General features: G+C 63.6%; 16 protein-coding genes. 12 read left to right on the top strand and 4 right to left on the bottom strand.

Translation table 11 applies throughout. The features are described from left to right. Positions 1-196: 196 nt before the first annotated feature. The gene (locus METH_RS13045; RefSeq protein ID WP_044008425.1) at positions 197-1,060 is read right to left on the bottom strand and encodes an S-methyl-5'-thioadenosine phosphorylase; all 864 of its coding nucleotides are present in this window, start codon (positions 1,058-1,060) and stop codon (positions 197-199) included. A gap of 414 nt (positions 1,061-1,474) precedes the next feature. On the opposite strand from METH_RS13045, the gene METH_RS13040 reads away from it, so the two are divergent. Then, entirely contained in the window at positions 1,475-3,115 is a 1,641-nt protein-coding gene (locus METH_RS13040) for a SulP family inorganic anion transporter (RefSeq protein ID WP_024090944.1), read from the top strand. A gap of 107 nt (positions 3,116-3,222) precedes the next feature. Here the strand turns inward: METH_RS13040 and METH_RS13035 are convergent, their stop codons facing one another. Both METH_RS13035 and METH_RS13030 read right to left on the bottom strand, forming a co-directional pair. Then, positions 3,223-3,864 carry a CatB-related O-acetyltransferase gene (locus METH_RS13035; RefSeq protein ID WP_024090943.1) on the bottom strand — a complete coding sequence of 214 codons (642 nt, stop codon included), beginning with the start codon at positions 3,862-3,864 and terminating at the stop codon, positions 3,223-3,225. Positions 3,865-3,872: 8 nt separating this feature from the next. Further along, positions 3,873-4,478 (bottom strand): flavin reductase family protein, encoded by a 606-nt coding sequence (locus tag METH_RS13030; protein WP_024090942.1) that lies wholly within the window; start codon positions 4,476-4,478, stop codon positions 3,873-3,875. A 91-nt stretch (positions 4,479-4,569) separates the two neighbouring features. Between METH_RS13030 and METH_RS13025 the strand changes: the two genes are divergently transcribed. From METH_RS13025 to METH_RS13010, 4 genes are all read left to right on the top strand, one after another. Next, positions 4,570-5,076 carry a GNAT family N-acetyltransferase gene (locus tag METH_RS13025; protein ID WP_416361572.1) on the top strand — a complete coding sequence of 169 codons (507 nt, stop codon included), beginning with the start codon at positions 4,570-4,572 and terminating at the stop codon, positions 5,074-5,076. A gap of 48 nt (positions 5,077-5,124) precedes the next feature. Beyond that, positions 5,125-5,898, top strand: a complete 774-nt coding sequence (locus METH_RS13020) for an EcsC family protein (protein WP_024090940.1) — start codon at positions 5,125-5,127, stop codon at positions 5,896-5,898. A 67-nt stretch (positions 5,899-5,965) separates the two neighbouring features. After that, positions 5,966-6,463 (top strand): DUF1178 family protein, encoded by a 498-nt coding sequence (locus METH_RS13015; protein ID WP_024090939.1) that lies wholly within the window; start codon positions 5,966-5,968, stop codon positions 6,461-6,463. Between the two features lie 14 nt (positions 6,464-6,477). After that, entirely contained in the window at positions 6,478-7,119 is a 642-nt protein-coding gene (locus METH_RS13010) for an SDR family oxidoreductase (protein WP_024090938.1), read from the top strand. A gap of 271 nt (positions 7,120-7,390) precedes the next feature. Here METH_RS13010 and METH_RS13005 read toward each other — a convergent pair whose 3' ends face one another. After that, entirely contained in the window at positions 7,391-9,163 is a 1,773-nt protein-coding gene (locus METH_RS13005) for a trypsin-like peptidase domain-containing protein (protein ID WP_024090937.1), read from the bottom strand. 248 nt (positions 9,164-9,411) lie between these two features. Between METH_RS13005 and METH_RS13000 the strand changes: the two genes are divergently transcribed. The 7 genes from METH_RS13000 (at position 9,412) to folP (ending at position 18,864) form a co-directional block, all read left to right on the top strand. Beyond that, entirely contained in the window at positions 9,412-10,353 is a 942-nt protein-coding gene (locus tag METH_RS13000) for a glycine--tRNA ligase subunit alpha (protein ID WP_024090936.1), read from the top strand. 16 nt (positions 10,354-10,369) lie between these two features. After that, positions 10,370-10,924: a DUF6446 family protein gene (locus METH_RS12995; RefSeq protein ID WP_024090935.1), complete on the top strand. Its 555-nt coding sequence runs from the start codon at positions 10,370-10,372 to the stop codon at positions 10,922-10,924. Positions 10,925-10,997: 73 nt separating this feature from the next. Next, a complete protein-coding gene (glyS, locus tag METH_RS12990; RefSeq protein ID WP_024090934.1) occupies positions 10,998-13,241 on the top strand; it encodes a glycine--tRNA ligase subunit beta in 2,244 nt (747 codons plus the stop codon). Positions 13,242-13,419: 178 nt separating this feature from the next. Next, positions 13,420-15,996: a putative PEP-binding protein gene (locus tag METH_RS12985; RefSeq protein ID WP_024090933.1), complete on the top strand. Its 2,577-nt coding sequence runs from the start codon at positions 13,420-13,422 to the stop codon at positions 15,994-15,996. A 171-nt stretch (positions 15,997-16,167) separates the two neighbouring features. After that, positions 16,168-16,821 (top strand): cell wall hydrolase, encoded by a 654-nt coding sequence (locus METH_RS12980; RefSeq protein WP_024090932.1) that lies wholly within the window; start codon positions 16,168-16,170, stop codon positions 16,819-16,821. Between the two features lie 130 nt (positions 16,822-16,951). Then, positions 16,952-17,872, top strand: coding sequence for a dihydroneopterin aldolase (locus tag METH_RS12975; protein ID WP_024090931.1), 921 nt, complete (start codon positions 16,952-16,954; stop codon positions 17,870-17,872). After that, a complete protein-coding gene (gene folP, locus METH_RS12970) occupies positions 17,869-18,864 on the top strand; it encodes a dihydropteroate synthase (protein ID WP_024090930.1) in 996 nt (331 codons plus the stop codon). The genes METH_RS12975 and folP overlap by 4 nt, the downstream gene beginning before the upstream one ends. Positions 18,865-18,868 lie beyond the last annotated feature (4 nt).

Genomic DNA, 18,868 nt, shown 5'->3' with positions numbered 1-18,868 from the left:
CAGACGCCGGCCGGCATTATGCTGCACAAGGTGAGAAAGCGGGCGGTGTTCAATCCGGGAAGACCCAAGAAAGGGTTCTGATGTCAGCAAACTGCAAGACACGGCGTTGTGTGCGATAGAGGCATTCGCGGCAGAAAAGAAAAGGGGCGGCCCTGCTGAGACCACCCCGGAAAGTCAAGACTGTTGCAAGCCTGGATCAGCCCAGAACCCGGCCTGCCACCGCATCCAACTTGGCCAGAAGAGCCGGGTCGCGTTTCTCGGCTGCGGTCATAATGGCGTACTCCAGCGCCGTGTCGCAGCCATGCGGGCAACCGGCGCGCTCCTGGCCCAGCAAAGCGGGCAGGCGGCGGACCAGCTCGCGGGCATTGGCGGAGTTGCCCTGCAGGGTGGCAATGATATCAGTGATTTCGACCGCTCCGTGCTCCGGGTGCCAGCTGTCGTAATCGGTGACCATGGCAATGGAGGCGTAACACAGCTCGGCCTCGCGGGCGAGCTTGGCTTCGGGCATGTTTGTCATGCCAATGACGTCGCAGCCCCACTGCTCGCGGTACAGTTTGCTTTCCGCTATGGACGAAAACTGCGGCCCCTCCATGCACAAATAGGTGCCGCCGCGGTGGATGTTGATACCAGCATCCTTGCCCGCCTCTTCCGCCGCGTTCGAGAGCCGTTCGCAGGTCGGATGCGCGACACTCACATGGGCGACGCAGCCGGTGCCGAAGAAGCTTTTCTCGCGCGCAAACGTCCGGTCTATGAATTGGTCCACTACAACAAAATCACCCGGCGCCATTTCCTCGCGGAACGATCCGCAGGCAGAGACCGAGAATACATCTGTGACGCCGAGCCGTTTCAGCGCGTCGATATTGGCGCGGTAGGGAACCTCGGTCGGGGAATGCACATGGCCGCGGCCGTGGCGGGGCAGGAAGGCCATCTTCACGCCGCCCAAAGTGCCGGTCAGGATCTGATCCGAGGGAGCGCCCCAAGGCGTGTCGACCGAGACCCACCCGGCGCCTTCCAGCCCGTCGATGTCATAAATGCCCGAGCCGCCGATCACGGCGATCATGGTCTCACGGGGTTCTGGTGCGGTCACGTGCTGCCCTCCTGATGCTGCTGGTTGGGATATGCGCAAGCGGCGCCGGATTTGGCAAGCCCAAGGTGTTCCTCAGGGGCAGGCATGCCTGCACCGCCTGCTTGGTCCCCCGTATACCGCCCCCCGTTCGGCGGTGTGCTGGGCACGGCAGTGCACTCCGGCGGAAATATGCGGGGGAAGATGGCGGGGCGGGCACGATTCGCGCAGGAAGCGGACGCCGGCGTTTCGTACGTGAGGCGGTGCCGTCCGTTTCGGTGAATGCGCTGTACAACATGCAGCCGCGCACGGCGAGGGCGGTGGGCAGGCCGACCGAACCCTTGCCCCATTGGCGTATTTCCGCTAGGGGCGGGCAGCGAATACCCTTCCTCCCGAGCACAGGTACCTGAGATGAGACGCGCAGCCATGGCTTTGCTGGCCAAGCAGATTTCCCCGCCCAACCTCTCGATCATGCAGGACGAGGGCTTTACCGTGGCCCGCGTGCGCACCGAATTGTTGTCCGGCCTCACGGTGGCTCTGGCGCTTGTGCCCGAGGCTGTGGCCTTTGCCTTTGTCGCCGGGGTACATCCTCTGGTCGGACTTTATGCGGCCTTTATGGTGGGTTTGATCACCGCGGTGTTCGGCGGTCGGCCGGGAATGATCTCGGGCGCGACCGGGGCATTGGCGGTGGTGATGGTGGCGCTGGTTGCCGATCACGGGGTCGAGTACCTGTTTGCCACCGTGGTCTTGATGGGAATCCTGCAGATTATCGCGGGGGTGATGCATTGGGGCAAATTCATCCGCCTGGTGCCGCATCCGGTGATGCTGGGGTTTGTGAACGGTCTGGCGATCGTGATCTTCCTTGCGCAGCTGACTCAGTTTAAGGACCCTGATAATACCGAGGCCTGGTTGGCGAATTCGCAGCTGGTGATGATGCTGGGGCTGGTGGGGCTGACCATGCTGATCATCTGGGGCGTGCCCAAGGTCACCTCGATCATCCCCGCACCGTTGGCCGGGATCGGCATTGTGGCGGGCCTGGTGATTGCCGTTGGGATTGATGTGCCGACTGTCGGCGACATGGCCTCGATCAAGGGGGGCTTTCCGTCGTTCCACAACCCGTTCGGCACCGGAGAGGGGCTTTTTGGCACCGCCTTGGCGCCGTTCACGCTGGAAACGCTGTGGATTATCCTGCCTTATGCGGTGATCCTGGCAGCGATCGGCCTGATCGAGAGCCTGCTGACCCTGAACCTGGTGGGCGAGATCACCGGCAAGCGCGGCGGTGCCTCGCAGGAATGCATTGCGCAGGGCGCCTCCAATGTGGTGACCGGTTTCTTTGGCGGCATGGGCGGCTGTGCAATGATCGGCCAGTCGATGATCAACGTGAAATCCGGCGGCCGGACCCGGATTGCTGGGATTGCAGCGGCGCTGTTCCTGCTGGCCTTCATCGTCGTGGCCTCGCCGCTGATCGAGCAGATCCCGCTGGCGGCGCTGGTGGGCGTGATGTTCATGGTGGTGATCGGCACCTTTGCCTGGAACAGCTTCAAGGTGATGACCAAAGTGCCGCTGATGGACGCCTTTGTCATCGTTCTGGTGACCGTGGTGACAGTGATGACCGACCTTGCAATTGCGGTGGTTGTGGGCGTGATCGTCTCGGCGCTGGCGTATGCCTGGAACAACGCGCGCCGTATCCACGCCTATACCCGCGAGTCTGAGACTGACAAAGGCGCCAAGGTTTATGAGATCGAAGGCCCGCTGTTTTTTGGCTCCACCGACGGATTCATCGAGCTGTTCGATGTGACCGGCGATCCGGATCATGTGATTGTGGACTTTGCCCGCAGCCGGGTGGTGGACCAGTCGGCGCTGCAGGCAGTGGAGACGATTGCCGGCAAATACGAGGCCGAGGGCAAGACACTGGTGCTGCGCCACCTGAGCCGCGATTGCCATCAGCTGCTGACCAAAGCGGGCCACTTGATGGTCGATAGCGATGACGACCCGGAGTATGAGGTGGCGGCGGATTACTCGGTCAAGACCGGGATTTTAGGCGGTCACTGACATTAAGCGGATTGTACAAGAAACCCGCAGTTCCAGCGAACTGCGGGTTTCTTTTGTTTTGGAGCGGGCTTCTGGCTCACCAGACCGGCAGATGCTTGGGGTGGGGTTCAGTCGGGGGCGAGGGTTTCCAGCATTTCAACGTCGCCGGACAGCAGCGCAGGTTCGGCGCGGGTGATCAGCTCGGGCGGCCAGTCCCACCATTTCAGGCTGAGGAGCCGGGCAATCTGCGGCTTGGAGAAGCGATAGCTGTGCACTGTGCTGGGATTACCTGTGACGATGGCATAGGGCGGGACAGAGCCGCGCACCACGGCACCGGCGCCGATGATGGTGCCGTCGCCAATGCGGGCGCCAGGCAGGATCATCGCGCCGTAGCCGATCCAGACGTCATTGCCGATCACGGTGTCGCGGGTGTCGGGCTGGTAGCTTGCCATCTGCGCCGGGTCAAAAACCGGGAACGGGTAGCAGCTGAGGCCTTCTTGCGCGTGATTGGCTGAAGCGGTGATGAAGCGCACCCCATGGGCGATTTGGCAGAAGCGGCCGATCACCAGCCGTTCGCGTGCGCCGGGGAACAGATAAGGGGCAAGATGCTGTGCCCAGTTTTCCGGCGGGTCGAAATCGGAGGCATAGCTGAAATCGCCAGTCTGGATGTTCGGGTGATCCAGCACCTGGCTCAGCATCACGGTGCCAGCATGCGGCGTGCCATCCGGCAGGATGATCGGGTGGCGTCTGCCAGGGTCGGGTAACGGCATTGCGGGCCTCAATCGTCGGGGCGGGTGAGCGGGAACAGGTCGCGCACCACAGAATAGTCGCGGTACCCGAGGCGGGCCAGCGGCTGAAAGGTGGTGACATCAAACGTTCCGTCCTTCAAGTACTCGTCGCGCAGGTGAACGCCGGTCACCTCGCCGAACACCACCTTGTTGGCCTCGCCCGGCAGGGTCACGATTTGGGTGAGCCGGCATTCCAGCGCCGCCGGCGCTTCGGCGACGCGGGCGCAGGCGATGGTTTTGCACTCCAGCGCGGTCAGGCCTGCGTGGGCGAACTCGTCCTCGTCCTTGGGCAGCGCGCCGGAGCTGGCGTTCATTGCATCCCGCAGCGCATAGGAGACTACGTTGACGCAAAAGACGCCGGTGGCCTCGATATTGGCGACACTGTCCTTGGTGCCCGGCTGGTCGGGCTTGGCGCTGGTGGAGGCAAACATCACCTGCGGCGGCGTATAGGCGACCGCGTTGAAGAAGGAGTAGGGCGCCAGATTGTTCACCCCGTCGCCCGAGCGCGAGGAGATCCAGCCGATGGGACGCGGTGTGACAATGGCGTTGAATGGGTTGTGGGGCAGGCCGTGGCCGTCCTCGGGTCGGTAGAACATTCTTGCTTCCTGCTTTGGATTATTCAGCGGCTTAGGTGTTTGCCCAAGGCTTACGCGCGTGTTAGGCCGATTGCCAGCCTGCAGGGGAAGAATGCGGAGACAGGGCAGCGTGATCGAATTAATGGCAGAACAGCCGGACGACCGGTGGGAGGTTGAGGCGCTGTACGACCTGTGCTTTGCACCGGGCCGCGAGGCTCTGTCGTCCTACCGGCTGCGCGACGGGGTGCCGCCGGTTGCGGGGCTCAGCCAGGTGGCGCGCGACAGTGACGGCATTCTGGCTGCGGCGATCCGGTTCTGGCCGGTTCTGGCCGGCACAGCGCCCGCGCTGCTGCTGGGACCGGTTGCGGTGCACCCGACACGGCAGGGCGAGGGGCTGGGCGGGTCTTTGATTCGCGACAGCGTTGCCAAGGCAGAGGAAACCGGCTGGGCACGGGTGATGCTGGTGGGCGATGCGCCCTACTACCGGCGCTTTGGCTTCACGAAACTGACCGGGGTTGAAATGCCGCCGCCGACCAACCCGGACCGGGTGCTGGGTCTGGCGCTGCAGGACGCGGCCTGGGACGGCGTTCACGGGCAGGTGCGCCGCTGGAAGGGTTGAATTCCCGCCATTGGCTGCCGATCTTTAAGACGGGCAGAGGAGTCGCGTGTGGCGGACGTTCTATCGGCATCGCGGGAATTTACCCCGCAGGATCTTGAGGCTGAACTGGAGGCGCTGGCACAGCGCCACCGGGCCGCGGGCGGTTTTGGCGTCGGCCTTCTGAACCGGCTGGGCGGCAGCGGCGAAAGCCTGCTGGAACGGTTGCCGGACCCGGTGCGGGCCGGGCTGACAGGCGCGGCGGAAACCGCCCTCAAGGTTGCCATGAAGGGGGCCAGCCAGTCACGCCGCCTGGTGGCGGATCAGAAACCGGGCGTCGACCGGGCGGTGAGCGCTGCCATGGGCGCTGCGGGCGGCGCGGCGGGCCTGCCGGGCGCACTGGTGGAGCTGCCTGCCACCACGGCGTTTCTGCTCCGGACCATTCAGGGCGTTGCAGCGGCGGAAGGCTTCGACCCGGAGGCTGAAAGCGTGGCTTTTGACTGTATCCAGGTGTTTGCGGCGGCTGGGCCTCTGGCCGGGGATGACGGCGCGGATCTGGGCTTTGTCTCGGTGCGGCTGGGGCTGCCGGGAGGCTTGCACAAGCTGATAGCTCAGGTGGCGCCCAAGCTGGGCGCAGTGCTGGGGCAAAAGCTGGCGGCCCAGGCGGTGCCGATCGCCGGAGCCGTGGCAGGGGCGGCGGTGAATTATGTCTTTGCCGGTTATTACCGCGAAATGGCGCATGTGCATTTCGGCCTCAGGCGATTGGCGGTAGAGGCCGATGTGCCGCAGGAGGAGTTGGCGTCAAAGCTGCGGCAGCGGCTGCAAACTCCGGGCGCGGCGCGGTAGGAACAGACACCTCTTGCACTTGCCGTAGAGGGAGATTTAATCATCCCTTCCTGCTAAGAGGGAAAGCATGATTCAATACAGCCTCAAATGCACTGAAGGCCACAGTTTCGACAGCTGGTTCCAGTCGGCGGCGGCTTTTGACAAGCTGGCGGCAGCCGGCCTGGTGTCCTGTGCTGTCTGCGGCAGCGCGCAAGTGGAAAAAGCCATCATGGCGCCGCGGGTCCGGACAGGCCGCAAAGCGGTGTCTGCCGTGGGTGAACCGGAACCGCGGGCCGCGCCGCCTGCGGCCCCCGAAGCTGCGCCGGCGCCGTCTGCAGGACCCGGCGTGCTGAGCCGCCCCACGGGGAAAGTCGAACAAGCGATTGCCGATCTGCGCAAGAAGGTTGAGGAAAACTCCGATTACGTAGGCGGCAGCTTTGTTAAGGAGGCCCGGGCAATGCATCTGGGCGAGGCGCCGGAGCGGGCGATCCATGGCGAGGCAAAACTGGAAGATGCGCGGGAACTGATCGAGGAGGGCGTGCCGGTTTTGCCACTGCCGTTCCGTCCCGGGCGCAAATCAAATTGAAGGGCAGAGCAAAGATGCATGCAGTTGTAACAGGAACCAGCCGCGGCATTGGCAAGGAGCTGGTGAAACGGCTGCAGGAGGCGGGCTACGAGGTGACCGGCACCTCGCGCGACCATTCCTCCGGAGTGAAACTGGATGTCTCCGATCCCGGCCAGCAGGCGCGTTTTGCCGCGCAGATCAAGAACCGGCCGGTGGACCTTCTGGTCTGCAATGCGGGGGTCTATATCGACAAGGCGATGGGGATGGAGGACTACTCGGCCGAGGTCTGGGCCAAGACCCTGGCCGCCAATGTGACCGGTGTGTTTCTGACGGTGCAGGCGATGCTGCCGAATCTGCGGCTGGCACAAGAGCCGAAGATCGCCATTCTGTCCTCGCAAATGGCCAGCCAGGCGCGGGCGCCCGGAGGCAGCTATGCCTATCGCGCCTCCAAGGCGGCGGCGTTGAATATCGGACGGAATCTGGCGGCGGATCTGCAGCCGGAGGGGATTTCTGTAGGCATTTATCACCCCGGCTGGGTGCGCACCGATATGGGCGGTTATGAAGGCGATATCACGGTGGAGGAGTCGGTCGCCGGGCTGATCAATGAATTCGCAGTGCTGAACCTGGATACCACCGGCTGTTTCCACACCTGGGATGGCCGCATTCATCCCTATTGAACCGGCTGAGGCAAAGCAGGCAGAGGCTCCCGCGCCTGCAGGTGCCTGGCTGCGCCAGCCCCCTTGGCGGATTTGGGCCGGGTGCCGTGCACCGGCGCGGTGCCATGCCCAACGGGCATAGGGCCTGCCAAGGCCCGCAGCCGGGCGGGAGATTTTACCTGTTTGCAAGCTGCGTGCCGTTGAAGACATGATGCGCATGAAAAAGCCGGCGCAGAACCCGCGCCGGCTTTTGTCTTTCTGATCAGGCCTGCCACCAGTGGCGGCCGGCTTGTCACTCCCAGCAGCTGACCAGCACGGTCATGCCGGAAGCCAGCCGGGTCAACGCTGCATTGGGCAGGCTGCCTGCCGATGCGCTCTGGGCTGCGGGGCTCAGGCCAGCGGTGTTCAGCGCGCCGCGGATGGCTTCGGCATTCACCGCAAATCTAACGTCCTCGGGCAGCTGCTTGCCTTCGATTTGGCGCGGCAGCAGCATCCCAAGAACAGCGCCGGTGCTGTCCAGGACCGGGCCGCCGGCGTCACCGGGCTGTGCGGTCAGTTCCAGCCGGGCGACGCCGGTGTTGCCATCCAGGCTTTTGACGTCTGCGACTTTGCCCCAGGTGAGGCTCGGTGCGCCCAGCACGCCCTCATAGGAGAAGCCGGACACGGCAACCTCGGACTGCAACCGCGGCGAGGTGGCGCTGAGTTCGGCAACTGCGGCTGGCGCCAGCGCTTCGGCGGGGCGCAGGATGGCGATGCCGTCTGCAATGTTGTTGGCCGCCACTTCAGCCTGATACCCATGATCCAGGGTGATCCGGGTACAGCCCGCTACCACATCCGAGGTGGTCAGCACGCTGCCGTCGCTATCGACAAAGAAGCCGGAGCGCGACAGTTTCGGCTTGCGGATCTCAAGGCCGGAAACCAGGTCGATGTTTTGCACCGTATCGCCGCCCGCGGCCGGGTCCAGCACCCCGTCGAGACGGGTGAAGCTTGCTTGCATGGCCGCCAGAACGCGGGTGCGGCGGTCCTCATCGCCGGCCGGCCAGATCAGAGTGAAGCCTTTCACTTCGCCGTTTTTCAGGCTGGCCTGAGTGAAGGAGACGATATTGCTGTTTCGGCCTTCGATAGTGAAGCTGTCCTTGCCGCGCTGGCGCGGGCCCTCCAGAGGCACGATCTCAAGCGTCTGAAGGATGTCATAGAGGCCGAAAAGGGTGCGTTTATCGCCGGGCTGGCTGATCAGCAGAACCTCTGCCCCCAGATCGCCCTTGGCAGCGTAATGGGCAAAGGGCGATTCATAGCGGTCGAACGCGACTTCACCCGCCGGAATCTGCAGGGCGATACCGGCCTTGGCGTCTTCCACACGGGCCATGCCGACCGAGATCAGCGGGGCGTTGTACTCATCCATCAAGACCTGACGCTGGCCGGTGGTCAGCACGCCGGTCGGCTCAAAGCCGCGGGCGGATTGCCAGTCGCTCATCGACCTGCGGGTGCCGCGGCCAAAGGCGCCGTCGATGCCCGAGTTGTAGAAGCCTGCGGCCTTCAGCGCGACCTGCAGCTGCATCCTCTGCTCACGCGACAGAGCGCGTTCGCTGCGTCGCGCCTCGGCCGGGGTCTCATCCGGCAGGTTGGACTGCAGGGCTGCCTGCTGCTGCGGCGCCGGGTCTTCTGCTGCAGGGGCTGCCGGTGCAGGGGCGGGTGCCGGCTGCGCCGGAGCCGTTGCATCAGCGGTCAACGGATAGAACTGGTTGCCCAGGTTGCGGCGGAAAGCGATGAAGCTGTCGCGGGGGATCTGCCCCTCGGCGCGGTAGACTTGGAGAACCCGTTCGGCATCGTCGCGGGCGTAGGGGCCCAGAACCACCCCGTACCAGCCGCCGCCAAGCGCATAGCCCGACACATCGGGCAGGCGCGCGGCAAAGGTGCGGGCCTCGGTTTCGGCCTCGCGCAGGGACGGGCGGGCGGCGATCTGGACCCACACCGCATCGCGGCTGCTTTGCGCTGAAACAGGCGCGGTGAACGCAATGGCCAGCGCAATCAGCGGCAGCGCCAGAGCGGCAAACAGTTTTTTCATTGTCAGGGCCTCGTATCCCGGAAGAACTCTTATTCTTTGCCGCGGAGGTTAAGCATTTTGGCGCGGCAAAGGGAACTCCTCATCGCAGGGGGAATTCCCGCCCCGTTGCCGCATTCCCGCACATTTGTTGCCGATGCGCGGTCTGGTTCAGGCCGGAGGGCGCAGTGTTAGCACCCGCAGGGCGTTGACCCTGCCCATAGGCTTGCATAGGAAGATCCCCGCAATTGCTGCCCCAAAAGGGATAAGAGATGACCCAGACCAACGGCGCGCCGCGCTCCTTCCAAGAGATAATCCTGAGGCTTCAGAATTACTGGGCCGCCAAAGGCTGTGCCGTCATGCAGCCCTATGACATGGAAGTCGGCGCCGGGACATTCCACCCAGCGACCACTCTGCGTTCACTGGGCTCCAAGTCCTGGGCCGCCGCTTATGTGCAGCCCTCGCGGCGCCCGACCGACGGGCGCTATGGCGAGAACCCGAACCGCTTGCAGCACTATTACCAGTATCAGGTGCTGATCAAACCCTCGCCGCCGAACCTGCAGGATCTGTATCTGGGCTCGCTGGAGGCAATTGGCGTCGATATGGCAATGCATGACATCCGCTTTGTCGAGGATGACTGGGAGTCGCCGACGCTGGGCGCCTGGGGTCTGGGATGGGAAGTCTGGTGCGACGGTATGGAAGTCAGCCAGTTCACCTATTTCCAGCAGGTCGGCGGCCATGACTGCCACCCGGTCTCGGGCGAGCTGACCTATGGTCTGGAGCGCTTGGCGATGTATGTGCTGGGTGTCGACCACGTGATGGACATGCCCTACAACGATCCGGATGCACTGATCCCGCTGTCCTACGGCGATGTGTTCAAGCAGACCGAAGAAGAATACGCCCGCTGGAACTTCGACGTGGCCAACACCGAGGTTCTTCTGCGCCATTTCGAGGAGGCCGAGGCCGAATGCGCCGCCATCCTGGCGCAGGAGCACATGGATCCCAAGACCGGAAAGCGCATTATCATGGCGCACCCGGCCTATGACCAGTGCATCAAGGCTTCGCATATCTTCAACCTGCTGGATGCCCGCGGGGTGATCTCGGTCACCGAGCGGCAGGCTTATATCGGCCGGGTCCGCGCTCTGGCCAAGCAATGCGCCGATGCATTCGTGCTGACCGGCGCCGGCGGCCATACCGCCGGAAGTGCGGCCTGAGCAGAGTAGGCGCGTTATGGGAAAGTTTCTTGCTTTGATCCTGATCCTGTCGGCGCTCGCCGCCGGCGGAGCGATGTACTACCTGCAGGTCTACGGCTTTTACGAAGACGTGCAGCTTCAGCCGGGCCGCGACGTTGCCCTGGTGCCGCTGGGCGGCGGCGAGGCACAGCCTATTGCCTATTCGGAGTTTGAGGCGATAGACGCCGGCAGTTCGCCGATCCGCTACCGCGCGTGTTTCACCACCATGGTGACGCCGGACGAGCTGGCGCAGGTTTTCACCCTGTCCGACAAGTTGGAGCCGCGCAACGCGCCCGGCTGGTTTGATTGCTTTGATGCAGCAGCTATCGGCGCCAGACTGGCGGATGGTTCGGCCAAAGCCTTCCTGTCGGTCAAGAACATCTCCTATGGCGTCGACCGCATTGTCGCCGTCACCGATGAGGGCCGCGGCTATATCTGGCATGAGCTGAATGACTGCGGCCAGAAAGCCTATGACGGCACTGTGGTGGGCGAGGAATGCCCGCCCCGTCCCGAGGCAGGCCAGGCACCCGAAACCGGGCAGGCGGAAGAATGACTTTCTCCGCTGCACCGGCCTTTTCCCGAATTTCTGCTGCGCCCGCCCGCGCGGCCACCCGTGAGGACATCTGATGCCCGATCTGCTGATTGAACTCTTTTCCGAGGAAATCCCGGCCCGCATGCAGACGCGCGCCGCCGAGGACCTGAAGAAACGCGTGACCGACGGACTGGTCGAGGCGGGTCTCACCTATGCCGGTGCTGCGGCGCTGTCGACGCCGCGGCGTCTGACCCTGGCTGTCGATGGTCTGCTGGCCGAAAGCCCCACTATCCGCGAAGAGCGCAAGGGCCCCAAGGTCGGCGCGCCGGACAAGGCGATCGAAGGCTTCCTGCGCGGTGCGGGCCTGACCCGGGATCAGCTGGAGGAGCGCGAAACCCCCAAGGGCGCGGTCTATTTCGCCCTGATCGAAAAACCGGGCCGCCCGGCGGCGGAGATTATCGCCGAGGTTCTGGAAGCCACTATCCGCAATTTCCCCTGGCCAAAATCCATGCGCTGGGGCGCGGGTTCTTTGCGCTGGGTGCGTCCCTTGCATTCGATCCTGTGTATCCTGTCGGACGAGGCGGGCGCCACCGTGGTGGATCTGGACATCGATGGGATCAAGGCGGGCAACACCACCCGCGGCCACCGTTTCATGGCGCCGGCTGAGATCTCCGTCACCAGCTTTGACGACTATGCCGCCAAGCTGAAGCGCGCCCATGTGGTGCTGGACGGCCGCGAGCGCGCCGAGGCGATCTGGCAGGAGGCCACCAATCAGGCCTTTGCCTCGGGCCTCGACGTGGTTGAGGACAGGGGCCTTCTGGCGGAGGTCGCCGGTCTGGTCGAATGGCCGGTGGTGCTGATGGGCGCCATCGACGAAGAGTTCCTGGAGCTGCCGCCGGAGGTGTTGCAGACCTCCATGAAGGAGCACCAGAAGTTCTTCTCGGTGAAGAACCCCAAGACCGGCCGGATCGAGAAGTTCATCACCGTCGCTAACCGCGAGACGGCGGACAATGGCGCCACCATCCTGGCGGGCAATCAAAAGGTCCTGTCGGCGCGTTTGGCCGATGCCAAGTTCTTCTGGGAGAACGACCTGCGCACCGCCAAGTCCGAAGCAGGCATGAGCGCCTGGGTGGAGAACCTCGGCAACGTGACCTTCCACAACAAGCTGGGCACCCAGGCGGCGCGGATCGGCCGCATCGCCGCGCTGGCCCGCGAGATCGCGCCGGTGGTGCGCGCAGACGCCGATCTGGCGGAGCAGGCGGCACGGGTGGCCAAGGCTGATTTGTCGTCTGAGATGGTCTATGAGTTCCCGGAACTGCAGGGCCTGATGGGCCGCTATTACGCCGAGGCCGCGGGCCTGCCGCAAGAGGTGGCCAACGCCTGCGAAGCGCATTATTCGCCGCTTGGACCGGGTGACGATGTGCCTTCGGAGCCGGTTTCGGTTGCCGTGGCGCTGGCCGACAAACTGGACACGCTGACCGGCTTCTGGGCGATCGACGAAAAGCCCACCGGGTCGAAAGACCCCTTTGCCCTGCGCCGTGCCGCGCTGGGGGTAATCCGGCTGGTGCTTGAGAATGATCTGAGACTGGACCTGCTTTCCTTGCTGGAATGGCGGATGAACCACCTGATGGATTTGTCCAAGGTCTTCAGCAACCCCGGCGCAGAGGAAACACTCAAGAAACTGCAGGAAATTCAAGCCTCGACGCCGTGGAATGATGAGCACCTGAAGCGTCTTAAGCAGAGGGTTGAACAGGAAATTGGACCGGCACCAGAGCAAAGTTCTGAGTACATGAAGGTGTTCATGGAAAAGGCACATGACCTCCTCTCCTTCTTCCATGACCGCCTCAAGGTTTTCCTGCGCGATCAGGGCATCCGCCATGACGTGATCGACGCCTGTATAGCGATGGAGGGCAACGACGACCTGACGCTGCTGGTGAAACGCGCCCGCGCGCTGGAAGACTTCATGAAGACTGAAGACGGCACCAACCTGCTGCAGGGCTTCAAACGCGCCAACAACATCCTCAGTCAGGCAGAGGAAAAGGACGGCGTCGAGTACTCCTATGGCGGCGACCGCAAGTTTGCCGAGGACGCTACTGAGACCGCGTTGTTCGACGCGCTGGAAGCAGGCGGGGCGGCGATCTCCCCGGCCATCGAGGCCGAGGATTTCGCGGCAGCCATGCGCGGCATGGCCGCCCTGCGCGCACCCATTGATGCCTTCTTTGAAGCGGTGCAGGTCAATGCCGAAAGCGAAGTGATCCGTCGCAACCGCCTGAACCTTCTCAGCCAGATCCGTCAGGTCTGCGGTCAGGTTGCGGACCTCACCAAGGTCGAAGGCTAAGCGGCACACCTGCTGCTACTTTCTGCTTGAAGATACTCCCCGCCGGGGCACCGGCCTTTCCGCAAGGGAAGGCCGGTTTTCTTTTGCAGAACCGCCCTCAGTTGCCGGCGGGCTGTGACAAGACCCTTGCGCCATCGCGTCTTCCCCTTATGGTGACTTTTAAAGGAGACGTGCTGCAGTGCAGAAAGATTTCGAACAGATCCCGCCGGCCTCGCTGATCACTCCGAATGCGCCGATTGCAACCGCCACCCATGGCGGGCGCGCGAAATGCCTGCAGCGGCTGGAGCGGCTGGACCTGCCGGTGCCGCGCACGGTGGCGCTGTCTTTCGATGCGGTGCATTCGATTGCCGAGGGGCAGATGCCCGATCTGACTGCGGTGCTTGCAGAATTCGACCCCGAGTCGCTGCTTTGCGTGCGCCCGTCTTCCGAGGATCCGGATTGGGGCGGTCCGGGCGCGATCCTGAATATCGGCATGAACGATGCGCGCTATGTCGACCTCTGCGACAGCCTGGGACGCGACGCGGCGGCAGCGTTGTACCTGCGCTTTGTGCAATCTTATGCGGTGCATGTGGCACGGCTGGACCCCGACGTGTTTGACGATGTCGAGGACGGCGGCCCTGATGCGCTGAGCGAAATCCTGCACGCCTATGAGGCCGAAACCGACGAACCCTTCCCGCAGGACCCGGGCGAGCAGCTGGCGGCTGTCCTGCGCTCGATGGCGCGGGCGTGGGAGGGCACCTCGGCGCGGCTGTTGCGTCAGGCCAAGGGCGCACCTGCTGATGCCGGTCTGGGGCTGGTGGTGCAGGAAATGATCCCCGGCGTCGGCCAGGGCGAATGCGGCTCAGGCGTGCTGCAACTGGTGAATTCGACCACCGGCAGCCCGCAGCTGACCGGCCGCTATCTGAGCCAGAGCCAGGGGCGCGATGCGCTGGGGGCGGGGGCCAAAGCGCTGTATCTGGCCAGGGATACGCGCGGGCTGTCGCTGGAGGAGCTGGCGCCGGAGGCCTTTGCGGACCTGCAATCCCATGCCGCGCTGATGCGTGAAAAGCTGCGTGAGGAAATGCAGCTGGAATTCGTGATTGAGAACGGCCGCGTGCATATCCTCGACGGGGTGCGGGTGGGGCGTTCGGCACAGGCTGCGGTGCGGATCGCTGTGGCGCTGGCCGAAGACGGGATCATTCCTCAGGAAGAGGCGCTGATGCGGGTGGATGCGCATATCCTGAATGAGATGCTGCACCGCCAGGTGGCGCCGGATGCGAAGCGGGATGTCATTGGCCGCGGCATTGCCGCCAGCCCGGGGGCGGCGACCGGCAAACTGGTCTTTACCGCGGCCGGGGCGCAGGCCAGCGCGTCGCGCGGAGAGCCGTGTATTCTGGTGCGCCGGGAGACCTCTCCCGAAGACGTGCGCGGGATGCATGCCGCTGCCGGGGTACTGACCGAGAAGGGCGGCATGACCAGCCACGCTGCGGTGATCGGCCGCGGGCTGGGGCTGCCGTGCATTGTCGGGGCTTCGAACATGAAGTTCCACAGCAAGCGCAAGATGCTGGAGGCCGCGGATGGCCGGGTATTCCGGGCAGGTGACATCATCACCATCGACGGCAGCAGCGGCCAGGTGCTGGCAGGGCAGCCGGCGATGCTGGAGGCGGCCCAGGACGGGGCGTTGCAAACGTTGCTGGCCTGGGCGGACGATGCCCGCGACATTGGCATCCGGGCCAATGCAGACACGCCGGAAGATGCTGAAACAGCACGGAAATTCAATGCGCAGGGGATTGGTCTCTGCCGCACGGAGCATATGTTCTTTGAACCCGGCCGCCTGACGGTGATGCGGGAGATGATCTTTGCCGAAACACCGTCGGGCCGCGAAGCGGTACTGGAGCGGCTGTTGCCGATGCAGCGCGACGACTTCCGCGAGTTGTTCCGGATCATGGAGGGAATGCCGGTCTGCATCCGCCTGTTCGACCCGCCGTTGCATGAATTCCTGCCTGCCACCAGGACCGGTCAGCGCGAACTGTCCGAAGCACTGGGCATCCCTGTCAGCGATGTCACCCGCCGGGTCGAGGAAATGGGCGAATACAACCCAATGCTGGGCCTGCGCGGCGTGCGGCTGGGTGTTACCGTGCCGGAAATCTATGACATGCAGGCGCGGGCGATTTTTGAGGCAACACTTGAAGCCTCGAAATGGGGCGAGCCTGTGGTGCCTGAGATCATGATCCCGCTGGTTTCGGCCAAGCGCGAGGTTGAACTGGTCAAGGCCCGCATTGATGCGGTGGCTGCGGCAGTCAAGGCGGAGCGCGGCGAGGATTTCACCTACCGTCTGGGCGTCATGGTGGAAACACCGCGCGCGGCGCTCAGGGCGGGCGAGATTTCGCCGCACACCGCGTTCCTCAGCTTTGGGACCAATGACCTTACTCAGATGACCTATGGGCTGTCGCGCGACGATGCGGGGCGGTTCATGTCGGATTATGTGAACCAGGGCGTCTTTCCCGAGGATCCGTTCCATGTGCTGGACACCGACGGGGTGGGGGAGCTGTTGAAACTGGGTGTGCAGCGCGGCCGGGCGGAGAACGGGGAGATCACTCTGTCGATCTGCGGCGAGCACGGCGGCAACCCCGAATCGATTGCCTTTTGCCGTGATGTGGGCTTTGACTATGTCTCCTGTTCCCCGTTCCGGGTGCCAGTTGCGCGTTTAGCCGCAGCCCAGCTTGCAATTTCCGGGAAGACCGGGCAGACGGCGCCAACATACACAAAATATTAAGTAAACTTGGGCCATCCAGCAGCCGCCGATGTAAAACCGGCGGAGTGAGTGTGTTCCCCATGAGTGCGGTTGCTGCCCGAACGCTGGACGTTTCGGGTCTTTTCCCTTAAGGGATGCGACCGCATGTGCTGGGGGAACCGGGCACAAGCTGCTAGGACGGGGGAACCCTGAATGAAATTGTTGACTATGATTGCCGTGATGGCTGCCACCATCGCGATTGGTAAGAGTGTTGCCGCTGAAACCGGTCTGGGTACGCTGATCGAGCGTGAACAGGCCAGTCTGAGCGCGGTGCCTGTGCGGAAGTTCAACGGATTTTTCGGAATCCGCAACAATCCGTTCAAGACACGCAAGGCGCGGCCGCAGGTTGAATACAGCAAGGCCTGGCTGGACGCCCAGCCAAAAGCTGGCGGCGGTGAGCAATTCGCCTGTCTCGCCGAAGCGCTGTATTTCGAGGCCCGCGGCGAAACCGTCAAAGGACAGTTCGCAGTTGCCGAAGTGATCCTGAACCGGGTCAAGAGCGCGCAATTCCCGAATTCGCTTTGCGGTGTGATCAAGCAGGGAACCGGGCGCAAGTACCAGTGCCAGTTCACCTACACCTGTGATGGCCATAAGGAAGTGATCAACGAGAAGAAGGCGTATCAGCGGGTGGCCAAGGTGGCGCGCGCAGCGCTGGACGGGCTGAAGTCAGAGCTGACCGGCGGTGCGACCTACTATCATACCACAGCGGTCCGGCCGCGCTGGAGCCGCACCTTTACAAACACCGCGCGCATCGGTGTGCATCTGTTCTACCGGGACGAACGTTACCGGACGGCGCTGAGCAACTGACCGCCTGAAGGCGGCACGCCAGTGCCGCTTTCGGCCACTGGCGTGGCGTTTGCGGGACTGTTATGAAGCCCTTGAAATACTATTGTTGTGTCCCATCACTTGACACAGCCAGCCAAAGGCCCGTTCTCCCATGCCCTCTGAAATCCGCCTTGCCTTTGCGCACCCGTCTGAGCGTTCCGTGGCCACTGCTGCGCCCGGGCCACTGGACCGCATTTCCTTGCGGGACCATATTGTCGAGGTGGAGATTGGTGCTTTTCAAGCGGAGCGCGGCACCACTCAGCGGATCTGCTTCAATGTGGTGGTGGAAATCTCGCCGTTGCCGAAGGATCTGGATGACGATGTCGACCGGATCCTGTCTTATGACAAGGTATCGGAGGCCATCGCGCATGAGCTTGCGGCCGAGCGGCTGAATCTGCTGGAAACCCTGGCCGAACGCGTGGCTGAGCGGATCCTGCTGGAGCATCAGGCCGTGCGCGCCTTTGTGCGGATCGAGAAGCTGGACCGGGGCCCTGGCGCGCTGGGCGTCGAGGTGGTGCGTTCCAAGGATCAGATTACCCATCCGGTGGATGAGGAAGAGCGCCCGCATCCGCGGCTGATGTATTTGTCCAACGATGCCATCGACAGCGGCAACCTGACCGCTTGGATCGACCAGATGGAATGCCGCCAGCGGCCTTTGATCCTGTGTGTCGGGACACACCTGCTGGAAGTTCCCACCACAGGCCACAAGTGGACCCAGCGCCGGATCGATCTGCTTGCAATCGAACAGAATGCCTGGCGCCTGGCGGCCAAGGATGACCGCTGTGTGGTGGTCTCGACCCGGACTGAGCTGGACTGGGCGATGAAGAACCGCCAGATCTGCGTCTGGGCCCCTTCCAAGATCGTTCTGGACGCGGTGGACGGGCCCTCGGCGCCGCCGTCGAACTCGGTTGCTTTGGCGGCCTGGTTCGCAGCGACCTTTGCGGCGGGTGAAATGATTGTGCTTGGCGGGGATTTGCCTGATAATCCTGGCGTCCCTTTGCGGGCCGTCAGCGTGGAGCAAATACAACTGTGACATATTACCGGCCATTGGTTCAGCACGGCGAGGCGCGCCCCGAAGGTGCGGTTCCGCTGGCAGGCAGCGCGTTGTGGTTCACCGAGGTTGAAATCCTGAACCGTGAGGGGCCGCCGCGTGTTGCTCCGGTTGGGTTTGTGCCTGAGGCAGAACGCCGGCGCCTGAGCGCGCGGCGGCCCTCTATTGCGGGGCTGGACATGACACAGCCGCAGATCATGGGCATCCTCAATGTGACGCCGGACAGTTTTTCGGACGGCGGTCGGCATTCCGGTATCGAAACCGGCAAAGCGGCGGCCCTGCAGATGGTGGCTGATGGTGCCACGATCATCGACGTGGGGGGCGAATCCACTCGCCCGGGTGCCGAAGAGGTGTCCGAGACCGAAGAGATAGAGCGCACAGCGCCAGTGATCGCCGCAATCCGCGCAGCCAGCCCGGTGCCGGTCTCCATCGATACCCGCAAGGCCACCGTGGGCATGGAAGCGCTGGAGGCGGGGGCCAACCTGCTGAACGACGTCTCGGGGTTCACCTTCGATCCGGCGCTGGCGCCGTTGGCGGCCCAGGCTAGCGTGCCGGTTTGCATCATGCATGCGCAGGGGGATCCTGCTACCATGCAGGACCAGCCGACTTACGCCAATGTTCTGCTCGACGTCTATGACTTCCTTGAACAGCAGATCGACCGGCTGGAAGCGACCGGGGTGATCCGCGAGCAGATCGTGATCGACCCGGGCATCGGCTTTGGCAAGTCGCAGGCTCATAATCTGACTCTGCTGCGCAATCTCAGCCTGTTCCACGGGCTCGGCTGCCCTATCTTGCTGGGCGCGTCCCGCAAGGGTTTCATCGGCAAAATAGGCAAGGAGCCGCGCGCTGATGCCCGCGCACCGGGCTCGATTGCCGTAGGGCTTGCGGCCTTGGGGCAAGGCGTGCAATTCCTGCGGGTGCATGACGTTGCTGAGACGGTTCAGGCGCTGCGACTTTGGCAGGCCGTCCGCTGAGGCT

The organism is Leisingera methylohalidivorans DSM 14336, from assembly GCF_000511355.1.
Taxonomy (GTDB): domain Bacteria; phylum Pseudomonadota; class Alphaproteobacteria; order Rhodobacterales; family Rhodobacteraceae; genus Leisingera; species Leisingera methylohalidivorans.
Note: the sequence above shows the minus strand (reverse complement) of the source record. Positions and strands in the feature narration are given on the sequence as shown.

Excerpts from the sequence above, each read along its gene's own strand:
- METH_RS13045 (WP_044008425.1), bottom strand. The coding sequence starts at position 1,060 with ATGATCGCCGTGATCGGCGGCTCGGGCATTTATGACATCGACGGGCTG.
- METH_RS13040 (WP_024090944.1), top strand. The coding sequence starts at position 1,475 with ATGAGACGCGCAGCCATGGCTTTGCTGGCCAAGCAGATTTCCCCGCCC.
- METH_RS13035 (WP_024090943.1), bottom strand. The coding sequence starts at position 3,864 with ATGCCGTTACCCGACCCTGGCAGACGCCACCCGATCATCCTGCCGGAT.
- METH_RS13030 (WP_024090942.1), bottom strand. The coding sequence starts at position 4,478 with ATGTTCTACCGACCCGAGGACGGCCACGGCCTGCCCCACAACCCATTC.
- METH_RS13025 (WP_416361572.1), top strand. The coding sequence starts at position 4,570 with ATGCGGAGACAGGGCAGCGTGATCGAATTAATGGCAGAACAGCCGGAC.
- METH_RS13015 (WP_024090939.1), top strand. The coding sequence starts at position 5,966 with ATGATTCAATACAGCCTCAAATGCACTGAAGGCCACAGTTTCGACAGC.
- METH_RS13010 (WP_024090938.1), top strand. The coding sequence starts at position 6,478 with ATGCATGCAGTTGTAACAGGAACCAGCCGCGGCATTGGCAAGGAGCTG.
- METH_RS13005 (WP_024090937.1), bottom strand. The coding sequence starts at position 9,163 with ATGAAAAAACTGTTTGCCGCTCTGGCGCTGCCGCTGATTGCGCTGGCC.
- METH_RS13000 (WP_024090936.1), top strand. The coding sequence starts at position 9,412 with ATGACCCAGACCAACGGCGCGCCGCGCTCCTTCCAAGAGATAATCCTG.
- METH_RS12995 (WP_024090935.1), top strand. The coding sequence starts at position 10,370 with ATGGGAAAGTTTCTTGCTTTGATCCTGATCCTGTCGGCGCTCGCCGCC.
- glyS (WP_024090934.1), top strand. The coding sequence starts at position 10,998 with ATGCCCGATCTGCTGATTGAACTCTTTTCCGAGGAAATCCCGGCCCGC.
- METH_RS12980 (WP_024090932.1), top strand. The coding sequence starts at position 16,168 with ATGAAATTGTTGACTATGATTGCCGTGATGGCTGCCACCATCGCGATT.
- METH_RS12975 (WP_024090931.1), top strand. The coding sequence starts at position 16,952 with ATGCCCTCTGAAATCCGCCTTGCCTTTGCGCACCCGTCTGAGCGTTCC.